Annotated in this window: 15 protein-coding genes and 1 pseudogene; 7 read left to right on the forward strand and 9 right to left on the reverse strand. The window is 64.2% G+C overall.

From position 1 onward, the window contains the following. From ACK41V_RS08000 to ACK41V_RS08025, 6 genes and pseudogenes are all read left to right on the forward strand, one after another. Window positions 1–118: pseudogene (locus tag ACK41V_RS08000) on the forward strand (amino acid ABC transporter ATP-binding protein); the annotation flags it as partial. Between the two features lie 251 nt (window positions 119–369). Further along, on the forward strand, window positions 370–1431 hold the full coding sequence (pyrC, locus tag ACK41V_RS08005; RefSeq protein WP_409780316.1) for a dihydroorotase: 1062 nt from the start codon (window positions 370–372) through the stop codon (window positions 1429–1431). Between the two features lie 51 nt (window positions 1432–1482). Next, entirely contained in the window at window positions 1483–2337 is an 855-nt protein-coding gene (locus ACK41V_RS08010; RefSeq protein ID WP_409780319.1) for an NYN domain-containing protein, read from the forward strand. A gap of 10 nt (window positions 2338–2347) precedes the next feature. Beyond that, on the forward strand, window positions 2348–3100 hold the full coding sequence (locus tag ACK41V_RS08015; protein WP_409780323.1) for a DUF3025 domain-containing protein: 753 nt from the start codon (window positions 2348–2350) through the stop codon (window positions 3098–3100). 173 nt (window positions 3101–3273) lie between these two features. After that, on the forward strand, window positions 3274–4152 hold the full coding sequence (htpX, locus tag ACK41V_RS08020; RefSeq protein WP_409780326.1) for a protease HtpX: 879 nt from the start codon (window positions 3274–3276) through the stop codon (window positions 4150–4152). 225 nt (window positions 4153–4377) lie between these two features. Then, entirely contained in the window at window positions 4378–5964 is a 1587-nt protein-coding gene (locus ACK41V_RS08025; protein ID WP_409780329.1) for a methyl-accepting chemotaxis protein, read from the forward strand. A 64-nt stretch (window positions 5965–6028) separates the two neighbouring features. Here the strand turns inward: ACK41V_RS08025 and ACK41V_RS08030 are convergent, their stop codons facing one another. Next, a complete protein-coding gene (locus ACK41V_RS08030) occupies window positions 6029–7099 on the reverse strand; it encodes a GlxA family transcriptional regulator (RefSeq protein ID WP_409780332.1) in 1071 nt (356 codons plus the stop codon). A gap of 131 nt (window positions 7100–7230) precedes the next feature. Between ACK41V_RS08030 and ACK41V_RS08035 the strand changes: the two genes are divergently transcribed. Beyond that, window positions 7231–8574: an amidohydrolase gene (locus tag ACK41V_RS08035; RefSeq protein WP_409780335.1), complete on the forward strand. Its 1344-nt coding sequence runs from the start codon at window positions 7231–7233 to the stop codon at window positions 8572–8574. Window positions 8575–8602: 28 nt separating this feature from the next. Here ACK41V_RS08035 and ACK41V_RS08040 read toward each other — a convergent pair whose 3' ends face one another. The 8 genes from ACK41V_RS08040 to ACK41V_RS08075 all read right to left on the reverse strand — a co-directional run bounded on the left by ACK41V_RS08040 (window position 8603) and on the right by ACK41V_RS08075 (window position 17349). Continuing rightward, window positions 8603–9151 (reverse strand): VUT family protein, encoded by a 549-nt coding sequence (locus ACK41V_RS08040; protein WP_409780338.1) that lies wholly within the window; start codon window positions 9149–9151, stop codon window positions 8603–8605. Continuing rightward, complete coding sequence (locus ACK41V_RS08045; RefSeq protein WP_409780341.1) at window positions 9148–10869, reverse strand: NAD(P)/FAD-dependent oxidoreductase; 1722 nt, start codon at window positions 10867–10869, stop codon at window positions 9148–9150. The genes ACK41V_RS08040 and ACK41V_RS08045 overlap by 4 nt, the downstream gene beginning before the upstream one ends. Before the next feature lie 177 nt (window positions 10870–11046). Further along, window positions 11047–12111 (reverse strand): YbhN family protein, encoded by a 1065-nt coding sequence (locus ACK41V_RS08050; protein ID WP_409780344.1) that lies wholly within the window; start codon window positions 12109–12111, stop codon window positions 11047–11049. 29 nt (window positions 12112–12140) lie between these two features. Continuing rightward, on the reverse strand, window positions 12141–13397 hold the full coding sequence (clsB, locus tag ACK41V_RS08055; RefSeq protein WP_409780346.1) for a cardiolipin synthase ClsB: 1257 nt from the start codon (window positions 13395–13397) through the stop codon (window positions 12141–12143). After that, window positions 13394–14167, reverse strand: a complete 774-nt coding sequence (locus ACK41V_RS08060; protein ID WP_409780349.1) for an endonuclease/exonuclease/phosphatase family protein — start codon at window positions 14165–14167, stop codon at window positions 13394–13396. The genes clsB and ACK41V_RS08060 overlap by 4 nt, the downstream gene beginning before the upstream one ends. Window positions 14168–14384: 217 nt before the next feature. Then, the gene (gene cysK, locus ACK41V_RS08065) at window positions 14385–15302 is read right to left on the reverse strand and encodes a cysteine synthase A (RefSeq protein WP_409780352.1); all 918 of its coding nucleotides are present in this window, start codon (window positions 15300–15302) and stop codon (window positions 14385–14387) included. A 233-nt stretch (window positions 15303–15535) separates the two neighbouring features. Next, window positions 15536–16591, reverse strand: coding sequence for an RNA 3'-terminal phosphate cyclase (rtcA, locus tag ACK41V_RS08070; RefSeq protein ID WP_409780355.1), 1056 nt, complete (start codon window positions 16589–16591; stop codon window positions 15536–15538). Continuing rightward, on the reverse strand, window positions 16579–17349 hold the full coding sequence (locus ACK41V_RS08075) for a DUF5677 domain-containing protein (RefSeq protein ID WP_409780358.1): 771 nt from the start codon (window positions 17347–17349) through the stop codon (window positions 16579–16581). Before ACK41V_RS08075 ends, rtcA begins: the two co-directional genes overlap by 13 nt. Window positions 17350–17367 lie beyond the last annotated feature (18 nt).

The following is a 17367-nucleotide window of genomic DNA, read 5'->3' on the forward strand; positions in this document are numbered from 1 at the left end:
CTTTATGGACGTGGGCGGCAAGATACTGGAAGACTGCTCCAAGGACGACTTCTTCAATCACCCCGAAGCCCGCCAGCCCCGCACCAAGGATTTCCTCAACAAGATCCTGGCGCACTGAGCCCTGTGTGATGGCCTGTTGTGCCACCCCTCAAAAAGAGCGCCCGCCGGGCGCTCTTTTTTTATGCGCACCTCCACATCGTTGAACCTGCGGGGTGTCGGTGTTGGGGTGGCCCCGTGGGTCAGAACCCTGCCTGCTATCGGTGTCGGCTGGATGGAAAGTTTTAAGCCTTTTTGACCTCTAGCGCTTATCTGATAAGCGCTGGTAGCTATCAAAATTGCAAAGCCCGTGCCGATGGGACAATGCTGCCCATGACAGCCGCACCCCACACCCCCACCCAGCCTGACACCCTCACCATCACCCGCCCCGACGACTGGCACCTGCATGTGCGCGACGGCGAGGCGCTGCACACCGTGGTTCCGCACACGGCCGCCCAGTTTGGCCGCGCGATCATCATGCCCAACCTGCGCCCACCCGTGACCACGGCCGAGCAGGCGCTGGCGTACAAAGAGCGCATCCTGGCCGCAGTACCTGAGGGTATGCAGTTCGAACCGCTGATGACCCTGTACCTCACCGACAACCTGCCGCCCGAAGAAATCGTGCGCGCACGCGCGGCCGGTGTGGTCGCCGCCAAGCTCTACCCTGCGGGCGCCACCACCAACAGCGACGCGGGCGTGACCGACCTGCGCAAGACGTACAAGACGCTCGAAGCTATGCAGAAGGCCGGCATGCTGCTGCTGGTGCACGGCGAGGTGACCAGCAGCGACATCGACCTGTTCGACCGCGAGGCCGTGTTCATCGAGCAGCAACTCATCCCGCTGCGCCGCGACTTCCCCGAGCTGAAAATCGTCTTCGAGCACATCACCACCAAGGATGCGGCCGACTATGTGGCCAGTGCCGACCACTTCACCGCCGCCACGATCACCGCGCACCACTTGCTTTACAACCGCAACGCCATCTTCATCGGCGGCGTGCGCCCGCACTACTACTGCCTGCCCGTGCTCAAGCGCGAAACGCACCGCGTGGCCCTGGTACAGGCCGCCACCAGCGGCAGCAACAAGTTCTTTCTGGGCACCGACAGCGCGCCGCACCCCGCTCACCTCAAGGAGCACGCCAGCGGCTGCGCTGGCTGCTACACCGCCCACGCCGCCATCGAGATGTATGCCGAGGCCTTCGACAACGCCTGCGCGCTCGACCAGCTCGAAGGGTTTGCCAGCTTCCACGGCCCCGACTTCTACAGCCTGCCGCGCAACACCGGCACCATCACGCTGCGCCGCGAGTCATGGACACCGCCCGAGAGTTTTGCGTTTGGCGAAGCCAACCTCAAGCCTTTGCGAGCGGGCGAAGCGCTGCCGTGGCGACTGGTCGGTTAATTGTTTACGCCGTGATTGCTGGCCACACGCTGCCAGCGCAGGAGGGCGCCTGTGATCGCATTCTTCATTGATGCCGACAATCTTTGCTCGTCATCGTGGGTAGAGGAGGCAATTCGTACCCTGGAGCTGGGTGAGGGGTCTGTCTCGATTCGCCGTGCTTACGGAAGCGCCGACAAGCTCAAGGGCCTTGGAGACGTTCTTCGTACCGCTTTGATTCGGCCCTATATGAATCTGTCGTTGTCGAAGAACACGACGGACATTGCCTTGGCGGTTGACGTGATGGAAATGTCTTTTGCCCCATCACGTCCCACCACCATTGCGATCGGCTCGGGTGACGCCGATTTCGTTCCTTTGGTGCTGCGCCTTCGGGAACGCGGATTCCGAATGGTCTGTATTTCGGAGCGGGGAAAGATGGCTCCCGAAGCCGTCTATGCCTACGACAAGGTGTTTTTCGTAGGCGATGGCGCTGTAGAGCCTGCGAACCGCACTTCCATACTTGAGCCTGCGGAAATCAGCAAACCGCCTGCGCCGAAGAAAAGCCCGCCAGCCAAGAAGGCTCCGACTGTAAAGACGGCCGTCAAGAAAGCTGCTGCGCCCAAGGCTCAGACCAAGGTGACAGCATCTGCCAAGAAAACTGCAGCAAAAAAGGCACCTGCCAAAAAGATTGGCACAGTTGCAAACGCGTCAGCCTCGCAGGTGACCGTGCATCAAATTCTTGAGTCAGCTCCGACATTGATGGGAGGGCAATTCCAGCGTTTGGGCGAAATTGCGAAGCTGTTGCACGACGCAAAGTTGTTGGGCAAAAATTCGGCTTCAACGAAGCTGTTCAAAAAGTTTCCCCACCATTTCGAATTGCAGCCGCAAAAACAACCAAATCAAGTGCGGTACGTGCTTCCACCCTCGTAGTGACTTTCTGATGATTGGCTCCGTTGATTGGTCTGTTCCTTGGGTGCAACTCCTCAGGGACGTAGGCGTTCCGGCGCATGCCGATTGCAAGTCTGGGATCTTGGTGGCTGACGCATTGAATCGTCTGCGCGATGCTCCGGTGCAGTTCGTCCCCCAGTCCGATTTGCCCGGCGGCACTGCCTACGAGCAATTCATCTTCGATACCCGCCTGGTCCCCACCCGCGACAACCTGCACGACTTTTTCAACGGCCTGGTCTGGCTGCAGTTTCCGCAAACGAAGCGCCGCCTGAACCAGCTGCAGGCGCAGGCCATTGCCGCCGACGGCGTACAAGCCGTGCGTGGGCCGTTGCGGGATGCATTGACGGTGTTCGATGAAAACGGCGCCGTGCTGCAAGCGCCCCCCGAGTTGTGGACTGCGCTGCACGCGCGAGACTGGCAGCGGTTGTTTGTAGACTTGCGCCCGCTGTGGCGGCAGGCGCGACTGGTGGTGCTGGGGCATGCGCTGCTCGAAAAACTGGTTTCACCTCGAAAACCCATGGTGGCGCATGTCTATCAAGCGCAAGAAGCTATTGATTCGATAGCGAAATTGGATGCCTGGGTTGCCAACGAGATGCAGCCCGAGCGCTGGGCCACCAAACCTTTTGTGCCCCTGCCGGTGCTCGGTGTGCCCGGATGGTGGCCTGCCAATGAAGACCCTGCTTTTTATGCAGACACCCAGGTGTTCCGGGCGCCGCGCGGCGTGCAGGCGGTGGCTGCGCCCTAATTCCCGCCAAGGCCTGTGTGATAAGGCCCTGGCGCAGATTTACACCTACCATAGCGCGATAAATCGCGGCCAGAAACGGGGTCGGGCTTGCGGAATTGCTGTGGCTTGAAGCGCAGCCTCCGGCCCCCATCTGAGCCTGCAATCACCCTGTTGTTTTGTCCCACGGAGAACCCATGAAACGGATTTTGTTATTTGTAATGACCAACCTGGCCGTTGTGCTGGTGTTGGGCGTGGTGGCGAGCTTGCTGGGCGTCAACCGTTTTCTCACTGCCAACGGGCTCAACCTCACCGCATTGCTCGGCTTCTCGCTGATCATGGGATTTGGCGGCGCCATCATTTCGCTGCTGATCAGCAAACCCATGGCCAAGTGGAGCGCCAAGGTGCAGATCATCGACGGCACCGGTTCGGCCGACGAGCGCTGGATCGTGGACACCGTGCGCGGTTTCGCCGACAAGGCCGGTATCGGCATGCCTGAAGTCGGCATCTTCCCGGGCGATCCGAACGCGTTTGCTACAGGTGCTTTCAAGAACAACGCGCTGGTGGCGGTGTCCACCGGGCTGCTGCAGGGCATGACGCGCGAAGAAGTCGAGGCGGTCATTGGCCACGAAGTCGCCCACATCGCCAACGGGGACATGGTCACCATGACGTTGATCCAGGGCGTGATGAACACCTTTGTGGTGTTCCTGTCGCGCGTGGTGGGCTATGCGGTGGACAGTTTTCTGCGCAAGAACGACGAGAACAGCTCCGGCCCGGGCATCGGCTACTACGTGACGACCATCGTGCTCGACATCGTGCTGGGCTTTGTGGCTGCGATGATCGTCGCCTGGTTCAGCCGCCAGCGCGAGTTCCGCGCCGACTCGGGCGCCGCGCAGCTGATGGGTCGCCGTCAGCCCATGATCAACGCTCTGGCCCGTTTGGGCGGCAGCCACCCCGCAGAGCTGCCCAAGAGCATGGCCGCCATGGGCATTGCCGGTGGCATTGGCAAGCTGTTCAGCACCCACCCGCCCATTGAAGAGCGCATTGCCGCGTTGCAGAACGCGCAGCAGGGTTAAGGTCTGGACCAGCGGCGAGACGCTCGCCGCAGCCTCCTGAAAACCGCCGCAGGGTTCGCGCCCTGCGGCGGTTTGCCTTTTTGGACGGGCTGTTGCGGCGCGGCATCAGGCTCAAGAGCTTGTAACGATTTGTCGATAAGCTAGGAAGAGCCTCTGGGAGCCCAAGCCCATAGGCAAACCTGACGGCTTGTTTCGTCGGCCTTCCCTTCTTCTGCGGACCTCTTTATGAAACTCTCCCACGCCCGTGTTGCCATGCGCCTGGCTCTGGCCTTTGGCGTTGTGTGTCTGGTGATGTCGTTGTCCGCCGCGGTGGGGATCTGGCGGCTGGCCGGACTGCAAGACATTGCCGATGACCTGGGTGGACACTCCTCTGAGCGGGCGTTGTTGGCGCGAGAGCTTCATGCCATTGTGGTACTCAGCTCGGTGCGTGCCGAGACCCTGCTGGAGATTGACAACCCCGCCTACGCTGCCCGCATTGACGCTGATCGCAAGATCACCTCGGCGCGGTCGGCCGAGGTGCGCAAGCGTCTGGACGAGCTGGCAGACGACGCCGAGTCGAAGACGCTGTTCGATGCCATCGACAAATCCGGCAACGGATTCAGAACCGTGCGGGACGACCTCGTGAAACGTCGCAAGGGCGGCGAGGCCCTGCCTCCTGACGCCATTGCCAACCAGCTGCGCCCTGCGGCCGACGCCTATGCCGCAGCGGTGAACAAGCTCGCTGAGTTCCAGCGCCAGCGCGTGGCAGAGGCCCGCGAAGCGGCTGAGCGCAGCGAGCAGCAGGGCATCACCTTGCTTGCTGCGGGATCGCTGGTGGGGCTTTTGCTGAGTCTTGCATGCGCCTGGCTGCTGTCGCGCTCCATCCTGAAGCCGTTGGCGCAGGCCTCGGAGGTGACGGACCGCATCGCCGAGGGCGACCTCACCACCGCCGTGCCGTCGCATGCAGCGAGCAATCGCGATGAACTGCAGGCCTTGCTGTCACGCCTGGGCGGCATGCAGGCGCGGCTGGCCGAATTGGTGGTGGGCATGCGCCAGGCCAGCACGTCGGTGGCCGGGGCCAGCAGCGAGATCGCCGCGGGTAACAGCGACCTGTCGGCGCGTACCGAACAGACCGCATCCAACCTCGAAGAGATCGCCGCCAGCATGGAAGAGTTGCTGGCCACCGTGCGCCACAGCGCCGACGCTGCGGCCCAGGCCAGCATCCTGGCCACCGGTGCCAGCGGCGTGGCCCAGCGCGGGCGCGAGGCAGTGGACCGTGTCGTGGGCACCATGGAAGGCATTGCACTGTCGTCGCGCCGCATTGCCGACATCACCAGCGTGATCGATGGCATTGCGTTCCAGACCAACATCCTCGCGCTGAACGCCGCGGTGGAAGCCGCCCGTGCGGGCGAACAAGGCCGGGGGTTTGCTGTGGTGGCCAGCGAGGTGCGCAGCCTGGCGCAGCGTTCGGCCACGGCGGCCAAGGAGATTGGCGGGCTGATCAGCGACAGCGTGCGGCAGGTGGGTGAAGGCACCCAACTGGTCCATGCGGCGGGCAGCACCATGGGTGAGATCGTGGATTCCGTACGGCAAGTGGCCACCATCATTGGCGAGATCAGCACCGCCGCGCGGGAGCAGACCACCGGCCTGAGCCAGGTGGGCGAGGCCGTCTCGCAGCTCGACCAGATGACGCAGCAGAACGCCGCGCTGGTGGAGGAATCCTCCGCCGCCGCGCAGGGCCTGCGTGTGCAGGCGCAGCAACTGGCCGAACTGGTGGAAGCGTTCCGCCTGCCGCAAGGCGCGGCGGGTTCGTCCGCAGTAGCGCTGCGCTAGTCAGGGCCTTCGCCGCCAACACGGGCGCGGCAGCCGCGGCGGCTGATCGAGTGACCAAGCCCCCTCAGCGCGCAGCCACATCCACCCGCCAGCGCCTGCGCGGTGCGCGCAATGCGTGGCGTTTGCGGTATTCCCACGGGGCCATGCCGGTGTAGCGCGCAAAGATGCGGCGAAACGCGGCGGGGTCGCTGTACCCGCAGGCCACGGCAATGCTGGGCACGCTCTCCAGCGTCACCTCCAGCATGACCTTGGCGCGTGCGCAGCGCAGGCTGTGCAGGTGGTCCAGCGGCGACTGGGACAGCTCTTGCTGAAAGTGCCGCAGCAAGGTGCGTGTGCTCACCGCTGCGGCCTCGGCCAACCGAGGCAGCGAGTACGGCTTGTCCAGATGCGCTTCCATCCAGGCAATGGCGCGGGCCAGGGTGCTGTCGCGGGTGGCGGGGATGTGCTGCTGCGCGTTGGCCTGCAGCGCCGCGCGGGTGCGTTCGTGGTCGGGGGCCAGCACGCTGGCGCAGGCCTCAGCCAGCGCGCTGCCCAAGGTGTGGCGGATCAAAGAAACGGCCAGGTCGCCGACGCTGATCGGCAGTGCACCGCTGATCCACGGGCCGTCTTCAGCGATGTCCTGGCCGAGTCCGAAGCCGATGTCCGGGTGGTCTCGCTCGAAACCGGCCACATAAAACCACGGCAGGCTGACCTGCCGGCCACTCAGGCGTCCGCTCTCGGCGGCCAGCCAGGCGCCGTTGCCCAGAGTGAATACCTTTTGCCCGGCGTCCAGCGCGATCCCGATCTGGCGCACGAGCGGGCGGTTGCGCGCCACGGCGTTGCGGATGGCCGGGATGTCCGCCGTATGGAAGGAGGGGATGAACAGCGCGAACGGTGGACCGCTGGGTGGCTCTGCAGGCGCGGGGGTGTAGGCCGCCAGGGCGCCGGGCAGAACGGGCAGCGGCGCCCCTTTGGCATCCAGCAGCCGCCACGTCAGCCGCGGGGCGCTGGCGCCCAAGCGCAGCCCGGCCAGCAGGTTGGCGCTGCGCAGCAGGTCGATGAACTGCAGTGCGTTGCCCACTGCCGATTCGGGCAGCAGCGGGATATCGACCCGAAAAACCGGGGCCGTCGCGGACGAGACAGAGGAAGAGGACATGGCGATATTAGCTCTGTGGATGGCCATTTTCGCTTGTCTGCAACGCTGGGGTGGCCCGTAGCATGAATGCGCGGTGGGGTTCTTCACCGCGCTCCTCTTCTGGCTCTTTCATCGTACGGATCTGCTCCAACATGCACAAACCCCTCTCTGCCATTTCGCTGGCCTCCGGCCTGCTCATCAGCGGGCTGACGTTCGTATCGTCCGCACAGGCCCAGGCACTGGACGCCGCTGGCTTGCAAACCATCGACGCAGCGATTAATGGCGTGGCCGCCAAGATGGTCAACTGGCGCCGTGACATCCATGCCCACCCTGAACTCTCGGGCCAGGAAGTGCGTACCGCCAAGCTGGTGGCCGATCACTTGAAGAAGCTGGGCATGGAAGTGCAGACCAACGTGGGCGGCACCGGTGTGGTGGGCACCCTGAAGGGCGGCCTGCCGGGCAAGGTGGTGGCATTGCGTGCCGATATGGACGCCTTGCCCGTGCCCGAGAACACCGGCCTGCCGTTCGCCTCCAAGGTCAAGTCCACCTACCTGGGCAAGGAAGTTCCGGTGATGCACGCCTGCGGGCACGATGCCCACGTGGCCATGTTGATGGGCGCGGCCGAGGCGCTGGCGGGCATGAAGGCACAGTTGCCCGGCACCATCAAGTTCATCTTTCAGCCCGCGGAAGAAGGCGCACCGGTAGAGCCCGATGCCACCGGCAAGGTGCCCAGCTTTGGCGCCAAGGCCATGGTGGAAGAAGGCGCACTCAAAGACGTGCAAGCCATCTACGGTCTGCACATCACGGCCAACCTGCCGTCTGGCGTGGTGGGCTACCGCAGCGGGCCGCTGATGGCGGGGTCGGACAACATCAGCATCCAGGTGGAAGGCCGTGGCGGCCATGGCTCATCGCCCTGGAACGCGGTGGACCCCATCGTGGCCGCGAGCCAGGTGGTGCTGGGCCTGCAGACGGTGGTAAGCCGCCAGCTCAACATCAGCCAGGAGCCCGCCGTCATCACCATCGGCCAGATCCAGGGCGGCACGCGCTACAACATCATTCCCGACAGCGTCGAGATGCTGGGCACGCTGCGCACCTTCGACGAAGGCATGCGGCAGGAGGCTTTGAAGCGCATTACTACTACCGCCGAGCAGATCGCCGCATCGAGCGGTGCCAAGGCCAAGGTGCGCTTCGGACCTGTGGCTTACCCGGTCACCACCAACCCCGCCGAGCTGACGGCTGCATCCCTGCCCGCGCTCAAGCTAGCTACCGCTGGCAAGGCCATGATCATCCCCAAGGTGAGCGGCTCGGAAGACTTCTCGGAGTTCCAGAAAGTCGCGCCCGGGTTCTTCTTCTTCCTGGGCGCGCCGCCCAAAGGCAAGGACTTCAAGACCGCGCCGTCCAACCATTCGCCGCTGTTCGACATCGACGAAGACCAGCTGCCGGTGGGCGCCCGCACGCTGGCGGCACTGGCGGTGGACTTCTTGCAGCGCAAGTAGTCCACCACGGCTGTAGCGCGCTGCCCCTTCAGGCGGCGCGCTGCGCCAGCTGGTGGCCGATAAACAGGCGGAACGGCAACAGCAACGCTACGCCCAGCACCAGCTTCACCGCCAGATCGCCCAGCGCCCAGGTCACCCAGGGGCCTTCGGTACCTGCAAACGCAATGCTCCAGAACACGGCGGTGTCCAGCACCGCCGCGAGCACCGTGGCCACCAGCGGTGCGCGCCACCAGGTGCCGTGCCGCAGCCGGTCAAACACGCCGATGTCCAGCCACTGCGACAGCAAAAACGCCATGCCTGAAGCCACCGCAATGCGCGCTGGCGCCAGCACCAGCGACGCCGCCACGGCCACCGCAAATCCCACCCACGCCACGCGCCGGGCCTGCTCCGGGCCATGGGCGCGGTTGACCAGTTCACTCACCAGGAAGGCCACGGGGTAGGTGATGGCACCCCAGGTCAGCCAGTCGTTGATGGGGAACTGGACCAGGATGTTGGATGCCAGCACAACCACTGCCATGGACAGGGCTGCGGCGACAAACTGCGCGATGCTGGGGCGCGCCAGGGTCACCGTGGTCATGCAGCGCCCGTGCCCAGCAGGCTGCGCGCCACCGCTTCGCCCACCTTGATGCCATCCACGCCCGCCGACAAGATGCCACCCGCGTAGCTGGCGCCTTCACCCGCCGGGTACAGCCCGGCAGTGTTCAAGCTCTGCAGGTTCTCGCCGCGTCCGATCTTCAGGGGCGACGACGTGCGTGTCTCCACGCCCGTCAGCACCGCATCGTGCATGTCAAACCCTTTGATCTTGCGGCCGAATACGGGCAGCGCCTCGCGCAGCGCTTCGATGGCGTAGCCGGGAAGGGCGGCATGCAGGTCACCCAGGGCCACGCCGGGCTTGTAAGACGGCTCCACGTCACCCAGTTGTTTGGATGGCGTGCCGCTGATGAAGTCGCCCACCAGCTGGCCCGGCGCGCTGTAGTCGCGCCCGCCCAGCACAAAGGCGTTGGATTCGAGCTGCCGCTGCAGCACACTGCCCGCGAGCGGGTGGAACTGCCCGGCGGCCAGGCGCTCGACGCCGTAGGTCTGGCCCAGGTGGGTTTCAAACGCCGCCGGGTCGGTGGGGTAGTCGCGCGGGTCGATGCCCACCACCATGCCCGCGTTGGCATTGCGCTCGTTGCGCGAATACTGGCTCATGCCGTTGGTCACCACGCGGTTGGGCTCGCTGGTGGCGGCCACCACGGTGCCGCCGGGGCACATGCAAAAGCTGTACACCGCGCGGCCGTTTTGCGCGTGGTGCACCAGCTTGTAGTCGGCCGCGCCCAGCAGCGGGTGTCCCGCATGGCGGCCCCAGCGTGCGCGGTCGATGACGCCTTGGGGGTGTTCGATGCGAAACCCGATGGAAAAGGGCTTGGCCTCCATGGCCACGCCACGGTCGTACAGCATGGCAAAGGTGTCGCGCGAGCTGTGGCCCAGCGCCATGACCACATGGTCGGCGCGCAGATCGGTGGTTTCACCAGTGGCCTGGTTCAGCACCTTGAGGCCGCGCAGGTGTCGGCTTTCTCCAGTGCCTTCCACGATCACGTCGGTCACGCGTTGCTCAAAGCGGATCTCGCCGCCCAGCGCAATGATCTGCTCGCGCAGGTTCTCCACCACCTTCACCAGCTTGAAGGTGCCGATGTGCGGATGGGCGACGTAAAGGATTTCTTCAGGCGCGCCGGCTTTGACGAACTCGTTCATTACTTTGCGGCCCAGGTGGCGCGGGTCCTTGATCTGGCTGTAGAGCTTGCCGTCGCTGAACGTGCCTGCGCCGCCTTCGCCAAACTGCACATTGCTCTCGGCATGCAGCTCGCGCTTGCGCCACAGGCCCCAGGTGTCCTTGGTGCGCTCACGCACGGGCTTGCCGCGCTCCAGCACGATGGGCTTGAAACCCATCTGCGCCAGCACCAGCGCCGCAAAAATGCCGCAGGGGCCAAAGCCCACCACCACGGGGCGCAGGGGCAGGTCAGCAGGCGCCTGGCCCACGGGGTGCCAGGCCATGTCGGGCGTGGGCTGGATGTGGGCGCTTCCGGCAAAAATCGCCAGCAGCTCGGCTTCGCGCGCGGGCTGGGCCAAGGTGACGTCCACGATGTACACCGCCAGCAAGTCGGCTTTGCGCGCGTCAAAGCTGCGTTTAAAGACTTGGAGGTGGGTGATGTCAGCGTCTGCCACGCCCAAAAGGGTGGCAGCAGCGGCGCGCAGGGGCGCCTCGGGGGCTTCGGCCACGGTGAAGGGCAGCCGGATTTCGGAGAGTCGGATCATGTTCTTGCGGGCCCGTGTCGATCGGGCGGGTTGCAATGGCGTGGGGCCGCGATGATACGAGGTGTGCGCTGCGGATGGAATCCCAGGCGGGAAAGTCGCGTGGAGCAACCTGCCTAAAAAAATATCAAATTAATAGCTGTTAGCGCTTTATGGATAAGCGCTAGAGGCATATTTGATTCATATTTTCTGCTCTGTGGCGCTTTCAGCGTCCGGGTTGGCCTGCTGGCGCCAGCGCAGCTCTGCCACGCCAAACGCCACGGCCGCCAGCACCAGCGGCCCAAAGTAGTACAGCGCCCGGTAAGCCAGCAAGGCTGCCAGCACTTCTTCTTGCCCCAGCGCCTTGGTGGCCAGCAGCGCAACGCCCACGGCCTCCAGCACACCCAGGCCCGCAGGCACGCGCAGCACCAGCCCCGCCACCGCCCCCAGGAGCACGGTGGCCAGCGCGGCGGGGTAGCTCACCTGGCTTTGCAGCACCATCCACAGGGCGGCGCCCATCAGCATCCAGTTGGCGGCCGATACGGCCACTTGCCACAGCGCCACGGGCCAGCGCGGCAGCGGAAATTCGTGTCCACGCAACGTTAGCGCCCGCCCGCTGCGCAAGACGCACACAGCCACATAGGCCAACGGGAGGCAACCCAGCACGGTGCCGCCCAGGCGCCATTGCCACGGCGTCACAGCCCACCCCGCCACCGCAGGCGGCTGCCACAGCCAGGCCAGCGCACCCGCGAGCAGCAGGTAACCCACCCAGTTCGTCACGATGCTGGTGCCCACCACCTGGCCGATGGTGCCGGGGTCCACGCCGCGCCGTGCGTACAGCCGATAGCGCACGCCCACGCCGCCGATCAGCGAGCCCAGGTTGAGCGTGAAGGGGTAGCTGGTCATCCCAATGCCCAGCGTGGTGGCGCGCGTCAACCGGTGGCCGCTGCAATAGCGCCCCACCCAGTCGTAGGTGCCGTATGTGAAATGGCTCAGCAACGCCAGCCCACCCGCCACCACCAGCGCGGTGGCGGGCAGGTCGCGCAGGGCCTGCAGCACGGCAGGCCAGTCCACCGTGCGCGCCTGTTGAAAGATCAGCCAGGCAACCGCTGCAAAAAAAGCGGCTGCAACACCACGGGTTGCCCACGGCCACCAGGCCTGCTGGGGCCAGTGGCGCCATCCGCTTGTACGACTCACGCGTCCTGATTTATCCGTGGCATCGGTCCCGGTGGTGTCTGTATCGGCGAGCAAAGTGGGGGTGGCCATGATGGGGGTGCTCGCGCGTCGTCAGGTCATCAGGCGGCCGGGCTGCTGGCGGGCTCGGCAGTGACCGTGCCCGCAGTAGCCGGGTTCGCCGGGTTGGCCAGCGTGATCGTGGGCTGGTGTTTGGGCAGCCAGCCTGCCCATGCAGGGAACCAGCGCATCAGGTGGAACACCGCGTAGCTGCGCAACAGCGCTAGACCATTCCATCGGCTGGGTGCAGCCGCTTCGATCTGCTTGCAGCTGTGCTCCATCAGGTGCGACAAGCGGCGGTGCAGTTGGGCGTTGAACGCACGGTCCTGGATGATCACATTGGCCTCCAGGTTCAGCGACAGGCTCAGCGGATCGAGGTTGCTGGAGCCCACGGTGGACCAGTCATCGTCCACCAGCGCCACCTTGCCATGCAGCGGGCGGTCGCAGTATTCATAAATGCGCACGCCCGAGCGCTGCAGGTGGTGGTAGAGCAGGCTGGCTGCCGTTTTCACGATGGCCATATCGGGCTGGCCTTGCAGGATCAGCCGCACGTCGACACCACGTTTTGCGGCGCGCCGCATCTCGCGGATGAACCGGTAACCCGGGAAGAAGTAGGCATTGGCAATCACCACGCGGCTGCGGGCAGCGCGCAGGGCCACGCGGTACTGGCGCTCGATGTCGCTGGTGTGCTGCTGGTTGTCGCGCGTCACAAACATGGCGTGGGCTGTGCCCACGTGTGCCCGCCCGGTGACGCCCGCCGCGCGGTGGCGTTTGTGCTCGCTGCGGTCCAGCACCGCCTCGCGTGTGAAATGGTGCATCTGCGCCACGATGGGGCCGCGCACCTGCACCGCGTAGTCCTGCTTGGCCTCAGGGCCAAAGTCAGCCACATGGTCGGCTGAATAGTTGATGCCGCCGATGAAGCCCAGTTGGCCGTCCACCACCACAATCTTGCGGTGCATGCGGCGCAGCACATTCAGGCGCTGTCCCATGAAGCGCCGACCGGCGTCAAAAATGCGAAACCGCACACCGGCCTCTACCAAACTGCCCACGTATTTGTCAGACAGGTCGGGTGACCCAAAACCGTCGACCAGCACATGCACCTCGACGCCGCGCTTCGCGGCCGCCAGCAAGACTGCATGCAGCTCTCGACCGATCTTGTCCTCGAACAGGATGAAAGTCTCCAGCATCACCTCACGCCTAGCTTCGGCAATGGCAGTGAACACGCGTGGGAAGAACTCCTCGCCGTTTTCCAGCAACTCGAAGTGATTGCCCGGAACCCAGCGGGACGAGCGGGGCAGGCTAAAAGCAGGGCGTTTCATAGCAGGATCTCCGCCGCCAAAGGTGCATGGTCCGAGAGCTTGTCCCAGGGCTTTTTGGGCAACGTCAGCGGCGAATGCACGGCCGCGTTGCGCACGTAGATGCGGTCCAGCGCCAGCAGCGGCATGGAGGCTGGGAACGTGCGCACCGCACGGCCGAAGGCCTGCACAAACACCTCTTGCAGACCCGCTTCGCGCTCCAGCACTTCGTGCGCGCGGTTGCGCCAGTCGTTGAAATCGCCCGCAAGCACCACAGGCTCGTCGGCCGGAAAGGTGCGTACCAACTCACACACCCGCATCAGCTGCTTTTGCCGGTGCGACTCTTGCAGCCCCAGGTGCACGCAGATGGCATGCACAGGCAGGTGGTGCCCCGGTGGCTGCAGCACGCAATGCAGCATGCCGCGACGCTCGGGCCCACTGATGGAGATGTCGTGGTTCTCGTAGTGCGTGATCGGAAACTTGGACAGCAGCGCATTGCCGTGGTCGCCGTTGTCATACACCGCATTGCGGCCGTAGGCGTACTGCGACCAGATGGTGTCTGCCAGAAACTCGTAGTGCGGCACCTGCGGAAAGTTGGCTAGGCGACTGGCATGGCGGTGGTGCGTGCCTTGCACCTCCTGCAAAAACACCAAATCCGCCGCCACATCACGCACAGCGTCACGCAACTCGTGCAGCATGAAACGCCGGTTGAACGTGGTGAAGCCCTTGTGCACGTTCACGGTAAGCACCTTGAACGCAATGGGCTGGGGATCGGTAGCGGCGGTGGTGGCCATGGGCAGTCAAACAATCTTTGGAGTGGGTCCCCAGCGAAGCCGCCGCGATGGGCACAAGGGCCACGAGGGGCGGGCCGAGGGATGACTCGATTGTTTGGTCTGCGCAGTGTTGTCGCTGTAGGACGGCTGGCCGTGGTTTTGTGCAGCAGGGGACGAAAAAATGGGGCCTGATGGCCCCATTTCGCATGGCAAAGTGCCGCATCTGCGGCGGCTGTGTTTACGCTGGCAGGAAGCCTTCCACCGACAGATAACGCTCGCCGGTGTCGTAGTTAAAGCCCAGCACTTTGGCCCCCGCAGGCAGCTCCGGCAGCTTTTGCGCAATGGCGGCCAGCGTGGCGCCCGACGAAATGCCCACCAGGATCCCCTCTTCGCGCGCAGAGCGGCGTGCGTATTCGCGGGCCGGTTCGGCGTCGACCTGAATCACGCCGTCGAGTAGGCTGGTGTCGAGGTTCTTGGGGATGAACCCTGCGCCAATGCCCTGGATGGGGTGGGGTGCGGGTGCGCCGCCCGAGATGACGGGCGAGGCCGTGGGCTCCACCGCAAACACCTTGAGGTTGGGAAACTTGGCTTTGAGCACCCGTGCCACGCCGGTGATGTGGCCACCCGTGCCCACGCCGGTGACCAGCACATCAATGCCATCAGGGAAGTCCGCCAGGATCTCCTGCGCGGTGGTGCGCACATGCACGTCGATGTTGGCGGGGTTCTCAAACTGCTGTGGGACCCACGAGCCTGGCGTCTGCGCCTGCAGTTCCTGCGCACGGGCAATCGCGCCCTTCATGCCCTTCTCGCGCGGGGTCAGGTCAAACTGCGCGCCATAGGCGAGCATCAGGCGGCGGCGCTCGATGCTCATGCTGTCGGGCATCACGAGGATGAGCTTGTAGCCCTTGACGGCCGCCACCAGCGCCAGGCCAATGCCGGTGTTGCCCGAGGTGGGCTCGATGATCGTGCCGCCGGGCTGCAGCGCGCCCGACTTTTCGGCGTCTTCCACCATCGACAGCGCGATGCGGTCCTTGATGGAACCTCCGGGGTTGCTGCGCTCAGACTTCACCCACACGTTGGCCGCTGGGCCAAACAGGCGATTGATGCGCACGTGGGGCGTGTTGCCAATGGTTTGCAGAATGTTGTCAACTTTCATGGCGTCTCCTGTGAGGGGCAAAGAAGGGGTTATGCAATCCCGGTCAGTTCGTAGAAATCCGTTCGGGCTGAGCCTGTCGAAGCCAGGGCGCGATGGCGGACTCTTCGACAAACCCAGGCGAACGGGTTCGCGGGGCTGGCATGGCGGTACCACGCGCATTCTGAACCAGTTGTTCTACTGCCTTGGAGATATGGATATAGCCAAGGTATCTCCCAAAGCCGATGCGTACCTGCTTAGAGCAGCGGGCTGATCTCCACCAGCATGGCTTTGTCCACCGGCGTGATTTGCACCCGTACCGGCAGCCCCAGCGCAATCGTCTGCGCGTTGGTGACCGTGTGCTGTGTCACCTCGGTGCAGGTGTAGCGTGCAGCCTGCCCGCTGCGCCACACCGCCAGGGCCAGCGGCAGCATCCACTGGTCGGCCAGGTGCGGTCCCAAAGCGCCCGTGCTGCGCTGGTAGTCGAGCACCTCGTCCACCAGCCGCTTGGCGACCTGCTCGGCCGACAGGCTGCGCTCGCCCAACTGGCAGAACACCTCGGTGATGTGCGCGTATTCCAGCGTGGCAATCAGTGCATTACCCGGGCCCTCGTTCTGGCGCGTTGGGGGCTGGCGCAGCTGGCCTGCTTCGAACGTCCACCCCATGCGCTGGCCCAGCGCGTCCAGCTCGCGCGTGGCAATGTTGCGCGCGAGGCCGGGCACCAGCGCCTCGCCCCAGGCGTCTTGCAGCGGGCCGCGCTCCAGCACATCCACGGGCGTCAACGGCAGCGCTGCGGGCGTGATGTGCGCCAGCACCTCGCCACCCCCAGCGGGGTGGAAGCCGCGTCGCTGCAGTTGCAGATCCAACCCCACGCCGAGGCGCCGCACCAGCGGCGCAAAGGCCCGCTCCAGAAAGTCAAACGGCGGCGCCATCGGGTTGTGAGTGCCTCCGGACAGCTGCACGCGGCTTTCGCCATCGGCCAGCATCAGCGCGGGCAACACGGTCTGCAGTACCAGCAGGCAACTGCCTGCCGTCGCGATCTGAAAGCGGTAGTCGCCTGCGCGCACGGCGCCGGGCGTGAACTGCAGCGTTTGCGAGCCCAGCTCGGCGCCGTCGGCCTGCCCGCCGCACACGGCCACCGCCGCCTGCACGCAGGCCAGGTGCTGGCGCATCAGCCCCGGCTTGGGCCGCCCGGTGCGGATGCGTGTGATGTGCAGTGGTCGCCCGGTGACCATGGAAAGGGCGAGTCCGGTGCGCAGGATCTGGCCGCCGCCTTCGCCGGTGGAGCCGTCGAGGGTGATTACTTCGCGCATTGGTTCTTTTCTACCTGTGCAAACAAGCCCTCAATTGCATTCGAAGCGGACGCGAGGCAGTGGCTGACGCTTCCGATCACCTGGTCAACCATGTGATCCGAAGGGCCCGTTTGCATAAAAAACTGACCTTTGCTGCTCACGTTGCAGATGTGCTTCATTGATCCAGGCCCGGAGTGTGTGAAGTCGGAGAAGATGGAATAAGCAAATCGATATACCTCCTCCTCACCGGCATCAACAGCCCATGAATAGACGGTTTTCTTGTCGTGACTGGCTCTCTTTCGGCTCTTCTTGGCGCGTACAGATGCGTGATTTTTAGAAGCATCGGTTTTTGTCTTGTTTAGCTCACTTTCGATCTCCAGAATTTCGTTGTCCCAGCTTTTCAAGTCTTCTTCCGAGAAATATGCGCGCATCTCCTGGTTAGACAAAATGGGTTTCAATTTGGCCAGCCGATCCATATCCTCCTGCTTGTTGTAGATGTCAGCGGCACTCATGCTTTTGCATATCGCCTTCAGCTTGAAGCCGACCTCCAGGCAGGTCCGGCCCGTCGCCGCATTTGCAGCTGCAAGACCTGCTTTAGCAAGCATGTGGCAGCCCGTAGAGAACTCGATGAGACGCAACGCCAATTGATGGGTGGCGACATGTTGCGGATTCTCTGAGGAAAATTCGTTCGTTTCGAGAACCTGATTTAGGCGAGCTATTTCTTTGCGTAGTGCCTCAAAAATTGCAGCGTGCTTTTTTTCAATTTCTTGCTCAGTCATATCAAGCTCTTTGGTATA

The sequence above is a fragment of the Acidovorax sp. genome, assembly GCF_046291265.1.
In the GTDB taxonomy this organism is placed as follows: domain Bacteria; phylum Pseudomonadota; class Gammaproteobacteria; order Burkholderiales; family Burkholderiaceae_C; genus Acidovorax.

Coding starts and splice junctions, on each gene's coding strand:
- pyrC (WP_409780316.1), top strand. CDS start 370: ATGACAGCCGCACCCCACACCCCCACCCAGCCTGACACCCTCACCATC.
- ACK41V_RS08015 (WP_409780323.1), top strand. CDS start 2,348: ATGATTGGCTCCGTTGATTGGTCTGTTCCTTGGGTGCAACTCCTCAGG.
- htpX (WP_409780326.1), top strand. CDS start 3,274: ATGAAACGGATTTTGTTATTTGTAATGACCAACCTGGCCGTTGTGCTG.
- ACK41V_RS08025 (WP_409780329.1), top strand. CDS start 4,378: ATGAAACTCTCCCACGCCCGTGTTGCCATGCGCCTGGCTCTGGCCTTT.
- ACK41V_RS08030 (WP_409780332.1), bottom strand. CDS start 7,099: ATGTCCTCTTCCTCTGTCTCGTCCGCGACGGCCCCGGTTTTTCGGGTC.
- ACK41V_RS08035 (WP_409780335.1), top strand. CDS start 7,231: ATGCACAAACCCCTCTCTGCCATTTCGCTGGCCTCCGGCCTGCTCATC.
- ACK41V_RS08040 (WP_409780338.1), bottom strand. CDS start 9,151: ATGACCACGGTGACCCTGGCGCGCCCCAGCATCGCGCAGTTTGTCGCC.
- ACK41V_RS08045 (WP_409780341.1), bottom strand. CDS start 10,869: ATGATCCGACTCTCCGAAATCCGGCTGCCCTTCACCGTGGCCGAAGCC.
- ACK41V_RS08050 (WP_409780344.1), bottom strand. CDS start 12,111: ATGGCCACCCCCACTTTGCTCGCCGATACAGACACCACCGGGACCGAT.
- clsB (WP_409780346.1), bottom strand. CDS start 13,397: ATGAAACGCCCTGCTTTTAGCCTGCCCCGCTCGTCCCGCTGGGTTCCG.
- ACK41V_RS08060 (WP_409780349.1), bottom strand. CDS start 14,167: ATGGCCACCACCGCCGCTACCGATCCCCAGCCCATTGCGTTCAAGGTG.
- cysK (WP_409780352.1), bottom strand. CDS start 15,302: ATGAAAGTTGACAACATTCTGCAAACCATTGGCAACACGCCCCACGTG.
- rtcA (WP_409780355.1), bottom strand. CDS start 16,591: ATGCGCGAAGTAATCACCCTCGACGGCTCCACCGGCGAAGGCGGCGGC.
- ACK41V_RS08075 (WP_409780358.1), bottom strand. CDS start 17,349: ATGACTGAGCAAGAAATTGAAAAAAAGCACGCTGCAATTTTTGAGGCA.